15 protein-coding genes are annotated in these 16,209 nt (G+C 48.8%); all 15 read right to left on the bottom strand.

The annotated features are described in order from the left end of the window. Positions 1–148 precede the first annotated feature (148 nt). The 15 genes from ftsH to spoVT all read right to left on the bottom strand — a co-directional run bounded on the left by ftsH (position 149) and on the right by spoVT (position 16,185). Positions 149–2,194 carry an ATP-dependent zinc metalloprotease FtsH gene (ftsH, locus tag NZ043_RS09620; protein ID WP_091039119.1) on the bottom strand — a complete coding sequence of 682 codons (2,046 nt, stop codon included), beginning with the start codon at positions 2,192–2,194 and terminating at the stop codon, positions 149–151. 100 nt (positions 2,195–2,294) lie between these two features. After that, on the bottom strand, positions 2,295–2,834 hold the full coding sequence (gene hpt / locus NZ043_RS09615; RefSeq protein ID WP_017691352.1) for a hypoxanthine phosphoribosyltransferase: 540 nt from the start codon (positions 2,832–2,834) through the stop codon (positions 2,295–2,297). Between the two features lie 52 nt (positions 2,835–2,886). Beyond that, positions 2,887–4,326, bottom strand: a complete 1,440-nt coding sequence (gene tilS, locus NZ043_RS09610) for a tRNA lysidine(34) synthetase TilS (protein WP_133387507.1) — start codon at positions 4,324–4,326, stop codon at positions 2,887–2,889. 44 nt (positions 4,327–4,370) lie between these two features. Continuing rightward, positions 4,371–5,318 carry a protein kinase gene (locus NZ043_RS09605; protein WP_036668459.1) on the bottom strand — a complete coding sequence of 316 codons (948 nt, stop codon included), beginning with the start codon at positions 5,316–5,318 and terminating at the stop codon, positions 4,371–4,373. Continuing rightward, entirely contained in the window at positions 5,302–6,054 is a 753-nt protein-coding gene (locus NZ043_RS09600; protein WP_091018321.1) for a VWA domain-containing protein, read from the bottom strand. The genes NZ043_RS09605 and NZ043_RS09600 overlap by 17 nt, the downstream gene beginning before the upstream one ends. A gap of 85 nt (positions 6,055–6,139) precedes the next feature. Further along, positions 6,140–8,647: a stage II sporulation protein E gene (gene spoIIE / locus NZ043_RS09595; protein WP_289390810.1), complete on the bottom strand. Its 2,508-nt coding sequence runs from the start codon at positions 8,645–8,647 to the stop codon at positions 6,140–6,142. A 473-nt stretch (positions 8,648–9,120) separates the two neighbouring features. Next, positions 9,121–9,651, bottom strand: coding sequence for a S1 domain-containing RNA-binding protein (locus NZ043_RS09590; protein ID WP_017691357.1), 531 nt, complete (start codon positions 9,649–9,651; stop codon positions 9,121–9,123). Between the two features lie 198 nt (positions 9,652–9,849). Further along, complete coding sequence (locus NZ043_RS09585) at positions 9,850–10,185, bottom strand: septum formation initiator family protein (RefSeq protein WP_017691358.1); 336 nt, start codon at positions 10,183–10,185, stop codon at positions 9,850–9,852. Between the two features lie 11 nt (positions 10,186–10,196). Beyond that, on the bottom strand, positions 10,197–10,766 hold the full coding sequence (yabQ, locus tag NZ043_RS09580; RefSeq protein ID WP_091039114.1) for a spore cortex biosynthesis protein YabQ: 570 nt from the start codon (positions 10,764–10,766) through the stop codon (positions 10,197–10,199). Beyond that, complete coding sequence (gene yabP, locus NZ043_RS09575; protein WP_036606119.1) at positions 10,763–11,047, bottom strand: sporulation protein YabP; 285 nt, start codon at positions 11,045–11,047, stop codon at positions 10,763–10,765. The genes yabQ and yabP overlap by 4 nt, the downstream gene beginning before the upstream one ends. Positions 11,048–11,220: 173 nt before the next feature. Beyond that, complete coding sequence (locus NZ043_RS09570; protein WP_017691361.1) at positions 11,221–11,499, bottom strand: RNA-binding S4 domain-containing protein; 279 nt, start codon at positions 11,497–11,499, stop codon at positions 11,221–11,223. Next, on the bottom strand, positions 11,499–11,771 hold the full coding sequence (locus NZ043_RS09565; protein ID WP_017691362.1) for an HU family DNA-binding protein: 273 nt from the start codon (positions 11,769–11,771) through the stop codon (positions 11,499–11,501). The genes NZ043_RS09570 and NZ043_RS09565 overlap by 1 nt, the downstream gene beginning before the upstream one ends. Before the next feature lie 309 nt (positions 11,772–12,080). Next, positions 12,081–13,574: a nucleoside triphosphate pyrophosphohydrolase gene (gene mazG, locus NZ043_RS09560; protein WP_339311602.1), complete on the bottom strand. Its 1,494-nt coding sequence runs from the start codon at positions 13,572–13,574 to the stop codon at positions 12,081–12,083. A gap of 150 nt (positions 13,575–13,724) precedes the next feature. Continuing rightward, entirely contained in the window at positions 13,725–15,482 is a 1,758-nt protein-coding gene (locus NZ043_RS09555) for a polysaccharide biosynthesis protein (protein WP_339311600.1), read from the bottom strand. Positions 15,483–15,642: 160 nt separating this feature from the next. Further along, positions 15,643–16,185 carry a stage V sporulation protein T gene (gene spoVT / locus NZ043_RS09550; RefSeq protein ID WP_036606123.1) on the bottom strand — a complete coding sequence of 181 codons (543 nt, stop codon included), beginning with the start codon at positions 16,183–16,185 and terminating at the stop codon, positions 15,643–15,645. Positions 16,186–16,209: the final 24 nt, after the last annotated feature.

The following is a 16,209-nucleotide window of genomic DNA, read 5'->3' as shown; positions in this document are numbered from 1 at the left end:
ACAGCGCTGTAACCACCTGTTTGCTAACTGGTTCGCCATCTAACTCCCGTTTATCTTTATCTATCCTCTTTTAAAATAATGGATAAAAAAAGAGAGCCCCAGGGGCTCTCTTGATTTCACCTGCTATCCTAGCCAGATGTATTATACATTAAGACGTTGGCTTTGTTCCGCCATCATCCGGGTTATTGTTATTACCCTTTTCCAGATTCGGAGCTTCGTTTGGAATATCTCCGGCTGGTGGCTCAGGCGTTTCATCTTTACCTTGAATACGGACACGCACATCACCGATGTTGTCGATGATTGGCTCTCCGCCTTCAGTTGGTGTGCCTTCACCATCATTGTCATTCTCTGCTTTTGGAGTCAAAGAACCTGTTTCGATCAATTGCTTGATCTGATCCATTTCCAAAGTCTCTACCTCAAGCAAAGTTTGAGCGATCAGGTGCATCTCTTTTGAATGTTTAACAAGCAAGTCTTTACACTTCTCATAACAGTCATTGATAAAGCGTTGCATTTCCTGATCAATCTCATAAGCAATGGAATCCGAGTAATTCTGTTCATGACCGATATCCCGACCAAGGAATACCTGTCCTTGTGAACTTCCGAATTGCATAGGTCCCAATTTCTCACTCATACCGTATTCCATAACCATGCTGCGAACAATACCTGTCGCTTGCTGGAAGTCACTGTATGCACCAGTACCAATTTCTCCGATGAACAATTCTTCAGCTACACGACCCCCGAGAAGTCCGGTTACTTTATCCAACAGTTCCTGCTTGGTAACCAGCATACGGTCTTCTTTTGGCAACATGATTACATATCCACCCGCACGTCCGCGCGGAATAATGGTCACTTTATGTACCATATCAGCATGTTCGAGGAAATATCCTACAATGGTATGACCTGCTTCGTGATAAGCAACGATTCGTTTCTCGCGATCACTGATGACACGGCTTTTCTTCTCCGTACCAACGATGACACGGTCAATCGCTTCGTCAACTTCCTTCATGGAAATATCTTTACGGTTACGACGCGCTGCAAGCAATGCCGCTTCGTTCAAGAGATTCTCTAAATCCGCACCAGAGAAACCTGTTGTACGCTTCGCGATAATATCCATTTTCACATCTTTGGTCAGTGGTTTATTACGGGAATGTACTTTCAGGACAGCTTCACGACCTCTTACATCAGGGCGGTCAACCGTAATTTGACGGTCAAAACGTCCTGGACGCAGCAAGGCAGGGTCCAAAATATCTGCACGGTTCGTTGCAGCTACGATGATAATACCTTCGTTAGCTCCGAAACCGTCCATTTCAACGAGCAACTGGTTGAGTGTTTGCTCACGCTCATCGTGACCACCACCAAGACCAGCACCACGCTGACGTCCTACAGCATCAATCTCATCGATAAAGATGATACATGGCGCATTTTTCTTCGCATTTTCAAACAAATCACGTACACGTGATGCACCGACACCGACAAACATCTCAACGAAGTCGGAACCTGAAATACTGAAGAATGGTACACCCGCTTCACCGGCTACGGCACGAGCGAGCAACGTTTTACCGGTACCTGGAGGACCTACGAGCAATACGCCCTTAGGAATCCGTGCACCTACTGCTGCGAATTTACGAGGGTCCTTGAGGAAGTCTACAACCTCAACAAGTTCCTGTTTCTCTTCGTCAGCACCCGCAACATCTTCAAATGTAACCCGCTTCTTCTCTTCATTGTAGAGACGAGCACGGCTTTTACCAAAGTTCATTACTTTACCGCCGCCGCCTTGAGCCTGATTAAACAGGAAGAAGAACAGCAGGAACATAATGATCAAAGGAATAAAGGAAGTCAGCAACGTCAGCCAGATGCTGTCACCTTTCATTGGCTCCTGATGATATTGGAAATTGTTAGTTTCACTTGCAGCTACAAGCTCACTAATTGCCTCATCCGTAGGAGGAATATACGTTGAGAAATTTTCTGATTTGGCGCCGTCAGGTGCCTTCTTGTATTGACCGGTCACGAGATACGTTTGACCGTTGAATTGAACCGTCAATTCAGAGACATTGTTGGCTTTGATCGCTGCACGCAACTGATCATATCTAGGATTATCGGTGGCTTCGCCGCCATTGCTGACGAACTGGACTATCCCCACCACAACTAAAAAAAGAATCAAATAAAAACCAGAATTCCGGATGAACCGATTCATCCCCTACCTCCTCTCGAGACACTTTAATTATTTTAACATAGCCCGACATGGCTTCTCAACAGAAGCCAAGAACAGCTCAAGGCTTGGGTCGGGCAGGATATTAGCTACTATAGACTTCCGGCTTCAAAATCCCGATATAGGGCAGGTTCCGGTACTTCTCCGCAAAATCCAAACCGTAACCAACGATGAACGCGTCAGGAATGTCAAAGCCTGTGTAATGAGCTTCCAACTCAACTTTACGGCCTGAAGGCTTGTCGAACAGCGTAACCACTCGCACCGACTCGGCACCGCGGTTTTCTAGCAGTTCAATCAGATAGCTGAGTGTAAGTCCGCTGTCGATAATATCTTCGACAATCAGAACTTCCCGTCCTTCAACGGATACATCCAGATCCTTAATGATTTTGACAACACCTGATGACTTGGTGGAAGCGCCGTAACTGGATACCGCCATAAAATCCATTTCAACAGGTACCGTTATGTTTTTAACCAAATCAGCCATAAATATAAACGCACCCTTGAGCACACAAATGACCAAAGGATTGCGATTTGCATATTCGGCACTTAGTGTTGCGCCTAATTCCTTGACTTTACTCTGAATTTCTTCTTCACTGATCAATACTTCCTGAATGTCGTTCTGCAACTGTGCGAACCTCCTAAGTTATACTATGAAAGCCTTACCTGAACCATAACCACTACCCCTGAATCGCTGAATCGCCTACAGTCATGTACAGGATTGCGGAAGTGCCCTCCCTGACAGGAGCCACATTGGACCGTCGAACACCCGGTAACCAGATGATATGACCTGCTCCATCACATACCACAGGAATACGTGGACGGACAGATGGGGGGATTTTCTCATCGATGAAAATATTTTTCACCTTTTTGCTTCCGTTTAATCCCATCACTTTCATGGTATCTCCAGGTAACCGTGAACGCACAACCAGCGGCATAAGCAGTTGATCCGCATCAAACGCGGCTTGATCCGCCGATTCCGGTACATGATAGTCCTCGGGACTCACCGTCATCAACCGAATATACCGGTTAATTGGGGTGAGTGAAAGCTCATAAGTTCCACTCCATTGCGCAAGACGATACTCGTAAGATTGATCCTGTACGTCCGTCCGTATGCCAAAAGAAATCAGATTATACTCCCGAGTGCAGGCGAGTGTCTGTCCTATATCCAGGCTCCAGGTCGTCACATGGGTCTCCATGACCTTGCGTCGAATGGTTTCTATACGGGTAAAGTCGACAAAATCACTGTCCAAAGGCAGATAATTCAATATTAGTTTAATCAACCTTCGTTGTAAAGCGACATGTAACTTCAAGAAGGAAGGCACCTCAAAGGTTTGCCTTCCGCCGTTCACCTGCACTAGACACCTGTATGTGTCATATGCACTCTGCTCCATGAAATCGTCTTCATCACCCACAATTTCGGCAAGCCGATTCAATGACGGCGTGAGTTGTCCATTATACTGCCCCAAAAAAGGAAGCACATCCAAGCGAATGGCATTACGCCGATATTTACGCAGGGCGTTGCTCTCATCATTGAAATACATAAAACCTTGGGTATTACAAGCTTCTACAAGGTCTGTCTTGTTTATACGAAGGCATGGACGAATAAGTTCCACATTTTTTTCTCGTCTTTTAAACTTCATTCCTGAGAGTCCCGACAAGCCGGTTCCACGAAGCAAATGAAGCATGACCGTCTCCGCCTGATCATCCGCATGATGTGCCAGAGCGATGCTTGCCGCATTATATTTGGAAGCCACTTCGTGCAAAAAGGCATATCGCTTGTTGCGAGCTGCTTCCTGCGGTCCTTGACCCGTCAGCTCCATATATGAAGGTACATCGGCCTTGGTCCATTCAAATGTAATACCAAGCTGCTGTGCCAGTTCCATCATTTTCTCCGCTTCGTCATCAGATTCGGTCCGGAAACCATGATGTACATGGGCACAGATTAATTCAAGCGGGACATGCCGCATGCTGATCTCGTGCATGATATGCAAAAAAGCTACCGAGTCCGGCCCGCCCGATACTGCGACGACAATCCGATCCCCGGGAACCCATAACTGATGCTCTTCCGCTGCATCCAGCACGTTCTTCACCAGCATGTTCCAGCGTAAAGCCTCCATACCTGTTCCTCATTCCTTGCGTTATGTATATGCACTCTCACAGATCAGAAAAGTAGTGCATAGATGAGCACTCCAATAAGTAATATCACAGATACAGCAAATGCGTTTTTAAGCCAGCGCGGTGTGGTACTTTTGGAACGACGGCGGAGAGGCGTGGGGCGTGCCATCATTTCCTTCCACCCTTGTGCCGCATGACCTGCATCACGAAACTGACCTCGTAAAGCCTGAGTCGTCCAATTGCGAAAAGGACCCAGTCGTTCACTGCGCTCCACCAGCGCTACGAGCTGATTCACACTTCGCAGTTGCGGTAATCCTTCGGCTGCCAGTGCCTTGAGCGCGTCTGCTTCAAGTACATGAATCAACAATAATGCAAATGCAAATACATCATAGGTACCATCTGCCGTACGGCTGCCTGCATTCCAGAAGCCCCGATCATACCATTCAGTGAACTGTTTGACGCTTCGACCAATAGACGTAACTCCGCCGTAGTCGATCAATTCCACCTGCCCATAGTCGGATACCAACACATTCTGAGGTTTGAGATCACCAAACACCCATCCCGCCTGATGCAATTGTGCCAGCTTCTGCAAGAGTCTAAGTCCCACCAGAAGTGTCCAGTCTGTCCCCTGACGCCGAATGAAGTGATGAAGTGCCTCACCTCTAACGTAACGCATCACATAAAAGGGAATATCCCGGCCACGAACGGCATAATCATCCACATCTTTAAGATAGGAAGGAATGCCGCTCTGCCGAAGGGCCTCATGATTACGCTGTAGTTGAAAAGATTTGAGCACATTGACTTCCGATTGCAGATCAACCGGATCAAATCCCATTTTTAGCGCGTAGTGTTTGCCATTTTCACCCCGTTGGACAAGAAAAACGATGCCATTAGCTCCTTTGCCCAGTAGCTTCCGAATCGTGTAACGACTGCGATTCCATTTCCCTGTAACCACTGTTCCTGGCGGGAAAGAGGCGTCAGACAACGTTGTCACCGAGCATCCCTTCTCTTTCAATGCGATAGTTCCCTTCTATTTCCTGCTGTTTCTCCAGTGTACCATAACGGTAAAAATCAATCACCTTCTGAATTGCAGGACCTGTCGGCGTTGCACCCTTCATCTGCAACCTTCCAAACAAGGACCGAACACGGCCTGGATCCGTTGTCCAGTCAATATCCATTACCGCATCTTCTCCACTGTGTCGTCCCGGAAAATGAAATACGGAAAGCTTGCTCTGACCTATACGCGCCTGCAAACTCAACATTAAATCGCGAATGCCTTCTTCTACCGCAGCCAGTTTAGGCTTCATGCTGGCACTGACGTCTATTAGCAATATCACCTGTAACGCTGTAGTTTCAGCCATATCATCCATAACTTCCACGACCCGGGCGCGTTGTGCAGGCTCCAGATCGGTTACCGTTTTGGGCTCCTTCTCTCCCAGAATTTGTGTTAACTCTCTATTAACCGCCTGCTGAATGGTCTGAACCACCGTTTTCCTTGTCATCATCTGCATGGTATGGGCAAGCTGCCGTGTACCTACAATTTGGCTGATTCCACCTCCGGCTCTGGCAATATCCTCAATCTCCCGGCTGCCCAGCTCACCAATGGTTCCATAATCAATCACGCCAACCACATTAACCGTAATCCCCTCTTCCTGTGCTTCGGCCGCTGCCAGCACCGGACTTGGTCCTACATTGGAACAACCGTCGGTGATCAATAAGATTTGCTTCATCCGATATCCCTCCGTTATTCGTTACTCTCCAACTCTATGACTAGCATTGCCAGAATGAAGAGACTTCAAACAGAAGAATATGCAATTAGCTGACGGTCCGTGGACGCTCCATCCGGTTGATGCCAGGCACACGCAGTGTGGCCCATTCAGGGCGGAAATGCTCTACTTTTCCAACAACGACGGTCATATCATCCAAAATTTCATGCTGCTGATATCTTATGACACTTTCAAGCAGGCAATCGGCCAAATCTTGCGGGTCATCTGTATCAATCTCTTGAATGAGCCGTTTCATCCATAACTCTTTGTTCACAGCATACCCCGGTGCATCATAGATGCCATCTGTCATCATAATGAGGATATCACCCGGCTGAAGCTGTACCGTCACCAGATCCACTTCAATATCCTTAATAATACCGATTGGCAAATTGCTGGCTGAAACCTGAATAACCTCCTGTCCTCTTTTGATAAAACTTGGCGTTGAGCCAATTTTCATAAACGTTGTCTCTGCCGTATATTCATCAATCAGCGCCATATCTACTGTGGCATACATCTCTTCAGGGGAGCGCAGCATCAGAACGGAGTTCACAGATTTGATCGCCAGTTTCTCGTCCATGCCGGACTGTAGCAACTGTTCCAATATGTTCAGCGCCGCGCTGCTCTCCATCCGTGCCCGTTCTCCATTGCCCATTCCATCACTGAGCGCCACCGCGAATGTGCCGTTGCCTAACTCAACCGTACTGAAGCTGTCGCCTGACATCACATCTCCCCCTTTTGCGGCGGCAGCAACACCCGTGGTCACCTCGAAAGTTTTGGCCGAACCAAACGTGACGGTTGCCAGTCCCTGACGAGGATCGGTCATGGTCTCATGCAAGACGGCAATATGCTCGTCCAGTACATCCGAGATCAGCGGAGCTATCATTTTTCGGCACTCATCGAATCCACGTGTATATGCATGTACAATCTCAATCTCTACGTTGCCCGCTTCCAGATTGATGATCTCAATGGAGTGAATGGACAAGCCCAGTGACTCCAATGCGTCCCGAATCTGCTCCTCCTGCTGTACCATCTCCTCACTTTCCCGCTGAATTTCTTTGGCCAGGTCCTCCATGACCTGAGATACACCGGACAATTGCTCTGCAACCAGCTGCCGGCTATCGATAATTTGGCGCTTCCATTGCATGTTATGTTGATGCAGTCCATACTGGGCACGCATGACTTCAAGGACCTCTTCCGGTTTCGCACACACCCTGTTCCAGTCCACTGGAATCTGCTTGCCTGAGATCTCCGGGTTTCCCTCAATCGTACTCATCACGTCCGTCATATATTTGTAGGTTTGAATAAACTTCGCATCCCAGCATTGTGTACGCTTGAAGCAGCTGGCACATGTGCCCTCGGCAACCGCATTCATGAAATGGTCCATTCCACCTTCTTTCTGTACCTGCTCCCCTGCACCGGACATCTGATCAAAGCTGCGTGACAATTGACGGAATACCTGCGAGAACCGGGTTACCCGTTCTGCCGTGATATCCCGTATTCGTTTGGCATACTCATGCTGGGATTTCGTATGATCCTGCGTACCCGGTACATATTTGGATATGGCCGTCATCAGGCTTTTAGGTGTCAACATGAACAGTACGATAGCTGCACACGTCTCCCATAATGAGTTCATAACATCGCCCGGTCCGCCCAGATATATGGATAGAATGGACGAACCCAGCAGCATGCCCAGTGCAACCGCCGCACGTTTGCCCTCTCGAAGCATACCCGCCAGCATCCCGGCAAAAGCAAGCAGGCTCATCTGATACACCGCTGACATGTCAGCCAGACTCAGAATCAAGCCGGTAATGACCCCAACTGAGGCTCCGAGGGGGGCTCCGCCCACCAGCGCAAAGATTAATATGAGATAACGGGAGAGCATATGCTCGACGGATAAGGACTGAATGGTCCACCCTACGGCTCCCGTCATAACGGAAGCGAGCAATATGATCAGGCAGAGGATCTCCTCGTTCTTTAGGCTGAACTTTTTTTTGCGGTAAGTGAAGATTGGTATGGCTTGTATAAAAACAAGGGTGAGCACGAAACTTAATACGGAATCCATCGTGAGCATCAGCATGGCGTACCAGCTGAAGGATGGCCCGATCACAACCGCGAATAATTTCACCATAAATGTAGTGGTAAACACCATCGTTGGCGCATAAGATAATTCAGCACGATCATATGACTCCAGTCCACGGAAGAGCAGATAAAAGATGGCGATTTCCGATGCAACAATAAGGGGTACCGGAAACGGTGCAAAGAGACTACCTGCGAGTAGAGCAGCACCTACCGGAATGATGTAATCCCTGCGCATGAAAGCAATTACGGCGAAGTAAGCAATGGCAAAGGGAGATAACTCATTCAGGATCATTGCCTTTCCGAGCAAAAACCCCATAAACGTGAGCAGCAGTACCCATTTGCGGGAAGCAACCATTTGGACAGCCTTGCGGGAGCCAAGCCATTGTTTCAGACGTACCGACAGCTCCTCCCGAGCTTCCGTACCTCCTTTACCTGCTTTCATTCCCGGAAATTGAATGACATTCCACTTTTCCATCATCCTCAAGGCACCCCATTCGATTAATTTGAATTTTCGTGTTTCGTTCTCGATGGTTCTGATTATAGATAGATTAGAAGACGTAGTTTGTCAGAATAGGTGGGCAGGATCCAAAAAGTTTACGACAAAAGAAACAAGCCTGGCGCGGTGGAGCGAAACCCCCGGCCTTATTGTGGTTTCATTCATTCTCCTACTTGATTCCGACAATCGGAATGTCTGATTTTGAACCGGAGATGGTTTGGTCTCGCCATCATTTGAGCAGGATAACTGTGGAATGCCACGGAAACCTGTCGGTAAAAAATGGTAGACGACAAATGTTCTTATGGTTCCATTTTGCCGTGCAGAAAAACTGGGGATATGGAGCTTCACCTTACAAAAAAAGCTATTCACCTACTTATCTGTGAAAGAAACGCAAAAAAACCGTTAGCCCATAGGCTAACGGTTTTACTTATATGTTTAGATCAGGTTGTGACAGATTACACACGCTTGGCTCCACGGCCTCCGCGTTTGCCTTCTGTGTTCTTCTTAAGCGAAGAGATCCGCTCTTCACTATCTTTCAGGAAGCGTGACATTTTATCCTCAAATGAAGGTTTGCCTGCTGCGGGCTTGAAAGAACGGCCTCCGCGGTCACCACGGTTAAATCCACCGCCGCCACCACCACGACCTTGGCCACCACTTGGGCCTCCGCCGCTGAATCGTTCGCGATCTCCTCCACTGCGTTCCGGTCTAGGAGCTCTCGGGGGTCTAGATTGGGTTTGTTGCTCAACCGGTTTGTCAACAGCTTGCTTAATGGAAAGTCCGATCTTGCCATCCTTGTCAACGTTGATAACCTTCACTGTAACGAGGTCATTCAGCTTCAGGTGGTCGTTGACATCTTTGACGTAATTGTCGGCGATTTCCGAGATGTGAACGAGACCCGTGACACCTCCTGACAGATCCACAAATGCTCCAAAATGCGTGATTCCTGTCACCTTGCCCTCTAACTTGGTGCCCACTTCAATTGCCATAGAATAAAATGATCCTCCCTTAAAAATATACAACCCGATTTTTTGAATGCCAAAATCAATGCTGCGCTAATGTAATTATACCTTATGCCGTAAACCAAGGTCAACTGAACACTACCCCATCAGAGAGCCTATTTTTTCCGGTTTAACGGCTTCAGACACACGGATAACAGACCTAGCTCGGTAATAGACCGAATTCCATCAGTTCCCTGACTCTTCAACCTGGATCGGCGTTTCCTCAGGAAGATAATATCCTTTTTTCCGTGCCAGCTGTCCTATGTATTCAGGGTCATTCAACCGGCTGACTTCGTACTTCAACTGTTCCAGCTTCTTCAACGTATCTTCCTTTGAAGCTTGCTGAGTGGCCAGATGAGAACTCTTGTCCGAAATTTGTGCAGTCTGCACAAGGAATGTATATCCTGCCCATATTACAAATACAATCATAAACGTCATCCAAAGCATGAGGCGCCTTTTTGCACCGGCAGATTTTCCTTGGTTAGTTGGAGCCTTTGATCTGCCCACAGGTGTTTTACCCATTACGGACCTCCTTAAAACCAGCGTTTCCACATCGCTGCAATTCTTGTACCCACACGGATCATGAAGCGTGGCGTTACCCAATGTTTCAGGAGCGGCCTAAACATCCAGCGGAACAACTTGCCGAAAGGTACCAAACACTGCAGCACCAGCCTGCCCAGGAATAATAGTATCGCAATTACAAAACCGAATAATACGCGAATTAACTTATAAATTCCTTTAACCGGCATAACGATCAGGATGTTAAGGATATGTCCACACCAATGAATCAGCGTTCTTGCGAGTTTAATTAACATTACCACAAAACGCTGGGTTGTAACACTTAAAAGCCAAAAATAGAAGCAAACCCCTATAATCAGCCCCAAAAAGACATAAAACCGCAACTGTCCGTGGTTTCCGGCGTATAGCATCCGAAAAACGAACAGCGCGGAAGCAACCCAGTACAACAGATCGAGCGTGTGTATACTCCATCTCGGAAACCGCAGCTGTCCGGACAGTACCCGGTAACTGTCGTAGGCCATTCCCATTACGACCCCCGAGGTAAGCATCCACATCAATGTGATCCATTGAGTATCCGGACTCATCGGAACATCTTGCCAAACAGGCCTTTACCATTTTTGGACTGGGAACCGGGGTCCAGATATTGGAGCGAACTGACTGTGCCTTCAATGGATAACAGACCTTCCTCCAGGCTCAGGTTTTTGATATGTAAATTGTGCCCCCGGATGGTCAGATGCCCAAGTTCAGTCTGCAGCAAAAATTCCTCACTGTCGAAGCTCTCCACGTTGGAGACACCCGTCAGATCCAGCAGTTTCCGATTCTGCATGCTCAGATGATGCTGTTTGGCCTTACCGTGCTCAACCATGGCATGTACCCCTCCTTCTTACACCTAGCTTATGGATGTGGAGGTTGGAATAGAACCAGCGTTGTTGAACAAATAACCCGGCATCCAGTAAAAAACAAAAACGCCCTTCCCTGTTACAGGAGGACGTTTCGATTCAACTTGCATTGAATGAATATTTAATACCAGATGTACTGTTACCAGTTCATCCCGTTATCCTTGGCGATCGGCTCTTCCTTCACCAAGGTGTAGAGGCTGCTCGCCTCATCCTTCTTGGTACTCTCAGCAATTCGTTCCACCCTCACGGTGACCAGTTTCTGACCGAACTGAACCGTCAGCTCATCGCCCACTTTGACAGCGGCGCTGGGCTTTGCTTCACGTCCGTTCACCAGAACACGTCCCTGTTCAGAGACGTCCTTGGCCACAGTGCGGCGTTTGATTAGCCGGGAGACCTTCAGGAATTTATCAAGACGCATTATTTTACGGCTTCTTTAAGTTTGTTGCCTGCTTTGAATGCAGGAACAGTGGACTCAGGAATCACGATCTCATTCCCTGTTTGTGGGTTACGTCCGGTACGACCGGAACGTTTGCGGGTCTCAAAAGTGCCAAAGCCGATCAATTGTACTTTGTCTCCGCTGGCAAGTGCATCTGTAATTTCTCCCAAAAAGCCGTTCAATACGGACTCAACGTCTTTTTTAGTCAAACCACTTTTGGTTGAAATGTTGTTAATCAGATCTGTTTTGTTCATTTTTAAAAGCCTCCCAAATTGAAAAAAAAGTATCTGCGATTCCTGACAATACATCGATTGCCGCTGATTCGCGTTAGGTCACTACACATGTATTCTGGCTTGGTATCTGAAATCCTGCCTTGGTCCGCGACTTTTTTTAGCTTTTTGTCGATGGTCCGCAGGCAACAGTCTAAGACCAGTACCCGAAACCATTCGTCGCTAAACACCAACTCCAGTTTACACAGATGAACACATGTTCGTATTATCATAACACACTGCATAGCATGAATGGAATAAAGTTATCTGGCTTTTCCCAGAAAATTGAACCCTTTATAATCCTGCCTTCTTCGCATCCTGCCAGAATTGCTCCATCTCTCCTACATTGCTATCTGCTGGTGTTCTTCCCAGTTCACGCAAACGCTCCTCGATATACTGGAACCGCCCAACGAACTTCCGGTTGGTCGCAGCAAGCGCCTCTTCCGGGTCCGTATCGATGAATCTTGCAACGTTCGCGGCTGCGAATAATAAATCCCCCAGTTCAAGCTTCCGTTCTTCCGCAGACTGGCCTTGTTGCACCGCTTCTTTCAACTCCGCCAATTCTTCCTCGATCTTGGCAAACACACCTTCAACATCATCCCAGTCAAAGCCCACCTTGGCTGCTTTCTTCTGTAGCTTGTATCCCTTCATCAATGCAGGCAAGTCACGCGGTATACCATCCAGCACAGAAACTTTCTCCTGATCCTGGCCTTTGCGCTTCTTCTCCTCTGCTTTCATCTGTTCCCAGTTCTGAAGAGCTTCATTCGCATCTTCTGCTTGATTATCGCCAAACACATGTGGATGGCGGAAGATCAGCTTATCATTCAAACCCTCGATGACATCATACACGTTAAATGTGCCCACTTCTTCTTCCATCTGGGAGTGCAATAAAATCTGCAGCAGCAGATCACCCAGCTCTTCTTTCATATGGTCGGGGTCATCCTCATCGATCGTCTCAATGACCTCATAGGTCTCTTCAATCAGGTTTTTGCGAATGGATTGATGCGTCTGCTCCTGATCCCATGGACAGCCACCCGGACTGCGAAGAATATTGACGATCTCATGCAAACGCGCAAAGGATCGACGACGCAAGGCATCATCGGTGTTCTTCGGTACATAGATTAGTGACAGATTGCCATACCCTTCGATCCGGTCCAGTTCGTGCAATGGAATCTTGTGAATGACCTCCTGGCCCTGTACACCCAACGCGTGACCAACAAATACCGGATAATCATCCGGGTAAACCTCCATCAGGCATAGCTTCACATCCGAAGCAGTGAACACATCGTATACTTGTCCGATCAACGTATGTAACTGTGGTTGTACCAGTTCTGTGTTCAGGCTGCTGGCATCCAGAAGTTGAAACCCTTCGATTGGATCGAATCCAAGTCGTATAAAAGCTTCGTCCAGGAAGCTCTCCCCGCCCATGACACGCAATGAGATACCCATCTGCGGACAACGTTCTTTGAGCAGGCGTACACTTGCTTCTGCTACCATCGGATGACCGGGTACGGCATACACAATCTCCGTTCCGGCCTCACCCTTGCGAGCGGCTTCTATCAGTTGATTCGCGATCTCATCATATACTTCGGGGAAGGAGGACTTCGCCTCATAGATAGCATCAAATGATGTCATCTTCAGCCCCTCTTGCTTCAGATCATTCAATACGGGATGATCCAGGGTACGTACATACAGCGTAGCTGCATGTTTCATTTTTTTGATAATACCTACGGTCAGTTGGTCTGCATCTCCAGATCCAAGACCCACTACGGTTAAAGCTGCACTCATTACGTAAACCTCCATCCGGACTATCCTGTTGCAAGCTCACTGATTCATCGTGCCTGAACAGGACTAATTACACGTATTATACCAGAATCATTCGATATCCTATAATTGCATATTAGCTGTGCTGGGTATAGAAGCACCGTAAGCATGGAGCTAGCGCAGCACACGCAGTCTGCGCAGCAGCTTGGCAAGGCGAGGCCCCAACTTGGGCACAGCCGCCAGCTCCGCGGCGGTCAGTAGCCCTGTCCGGGCCGCCGCCAGCAAGAACACGGCAGAGCCTGCGGCAATGCCCAGCAGGCTCACGCCCATCGCGGCCAGCCTGCGATCGGCCGCGATACCCATGCCGCCGAGTACCGCTTCGGCGGCACAGGCCGTGCCTACAGCCGCCAGACTCATGGCGGCAATCACCAGCGCCGGCTTCGCCAGGACGGCGCCAGGGGCAGGGCGCAGGGCGACAAGTCGCGCCAGCAGCGCCACATTCAGGCCAGCCGCCAGCATGTAGGCGACTGCGCCTGCCAGGGCCGCGCCGCTGATGCCCAGCGCCGGCACAAGCATAACGTTCAGCAGCACCTTGACGCCTGCGGCGGCCAGCATGCTGAACGCAGGTGCGCGCACGGCGCCGAGGCCTTGCAGCAGCGCCGCCCCAATTATGCTGACGGTGCTGCCCGCAGCCGTCAGCGCCATGTACCGCAGTGCTTCGGTGCCTGCGGCATCTCCGTACAGCATGCGGTTAATCGGCTCCGCCAGCACCGCGAGACCCGCGGATGCCGCCAGGCCGATCAACCAGAACCAGCGCAGCGCGAGGCCTGCTTGCTGCCGGACGGCTTCTGGCCCGCCCTTTAACCGGGCTTCCGCCATCGCCGGAATAAACAGCACAGATAGTGACGTGGCCAGCATCGTCACCAGTTGAACCAGCGGCAATCCACGGTTGTAGATGCCGAAGGAAACCATCGACTGAAGCTCATCCAGTCCTTCTCCCCGCAGCAATCGGGGCACGGTGAAGGTATCCACCAGATTCATCAGTGGTACGGCCAGTGACCCGAGACAAACGGGAATGGCATACATGAGCAGCATCTTGATCCATTCACCATTGGATCGTGATCGTTCTGCCATAGCGGGGTTAACAGCACTCACCGTTTTCTTCTGTGGCGTAACCGGCCTATGCTCCCGATGCTCTTGACGCTCCTGACGTTCTGATCCAACCTCCCCGCCTTTACTGCTCCATTCCGAATCCAATTGCCCGGTTCGCTCTTCCTTGCCTTTCCGCCGATGACGGACCATGTACCCTAACATGGTAAGCAGCCCAACCATTCCGCCGGCAACGGAGCCCATCATGGCACCAGCGGCAATAGTCTCAAGCGAAGCGTCCCGTCTCATCAACCACAGAAGCAGAACAATCATGACGGTGACACGTATCGTCTGCTCCACCACTTGTGATACCGCTGTTGGAACCATCTGCTGTAATCCCTGAAAATATCCACGCAGCCCTGTCATCACCGGAACGAACAACAAAGCCCATGAAGCTGCACGAATCGATGGAGCCACATGGCGGTTGCCAATCATGTCAGCGATCAGCGGCGCACCTGCATACATCAAGAGCGCCATTATAATTCCAATTCCCCCGAGCAGTAGGGAAGATAGTCGAATAATTCTTCTGCTCTCGTCTGGTCTTCCGAGTGCGTTCTGTTCTGCTACGAATTTGGATACGGCCAGAGGCAGTCCTGCAGCAGCAAGCGTGATAATGAGCATATATAACGGATACACCGTATTGTAAATGCCAAATACACCGTCTCCCCCCAGATTCTGCAGCGGAATCTTCTGAAAAGCACCAATAATTTTAGAGATAATGGCAGCAAGCCCAAGTACAAATGCACCCTGTAGCAGCCTTGAGCCTGTAGACGGCTGTTTCATAAGTCCCTCCCGCGTAATCCTTTTAAGCATACCTTGCTATTATAACTGCCTGAAGGCACACAGACTAACCCTCCCCCATCACAATCTTTAACTTCGTTGTCCTTTAAAATGCAAAAACTCCCGTATGCCCAAGACAGGGCACCAGGAGTTGATCTGCTAACTATTGTTCCATTTGCTTGCCAAGGAAACCAGCAGCTGTCTCGGACATTTTCACTTCCATCTGAGACATCTTCACGGATTCATCCTTATTGAACAGAATAACCGTTCCGATGGGGTCACCACCTGAAATAATCGGCGCAATAACAAAAGAGGATAACGTCTCGTCATGATCTTTGCTAAGCTCATAAGAACCATTGTTTGTTTCCAAAATGGTCTTTCTGTTTTCCATACATCCCTCTAACAGTTGACCAACCTGCTTGTCCAAATACTCTTTTTTCGAACCACCTGCCACCGTGATAATGGTATCCCGGTCAGAAATCATCGTTACATGTCCTGTACTCTCATACAGGGATTCTGCATATTCTTTGGCAAAATCACCAAGTTCGCCAATTGGCGAATATTTTTTAAGGATAACTTCTCCATCACGATCCACGAAAATTTCCAGTGGATCACCTTCACGAATACGTAACGTACGGCGGATTTCTTTTGGAATGACCACACGACCAAGGTCATCTATACGGCGGACAATACCAGTAGCTTTCATTTCACATGTTGCCCCACTTTCTCG

The organism is Paenibacillus sp. FSL k6-2145, assembly GCF_037976585.1.
Classification (GTDB): Bacteria; Bacillota; Bacilli; order Paenibacillales; family Paenibacillaceae; genus Paenibacillus.
This window is presented reverse-complemented; position numbering and strand designations above follow the sequence as displayed.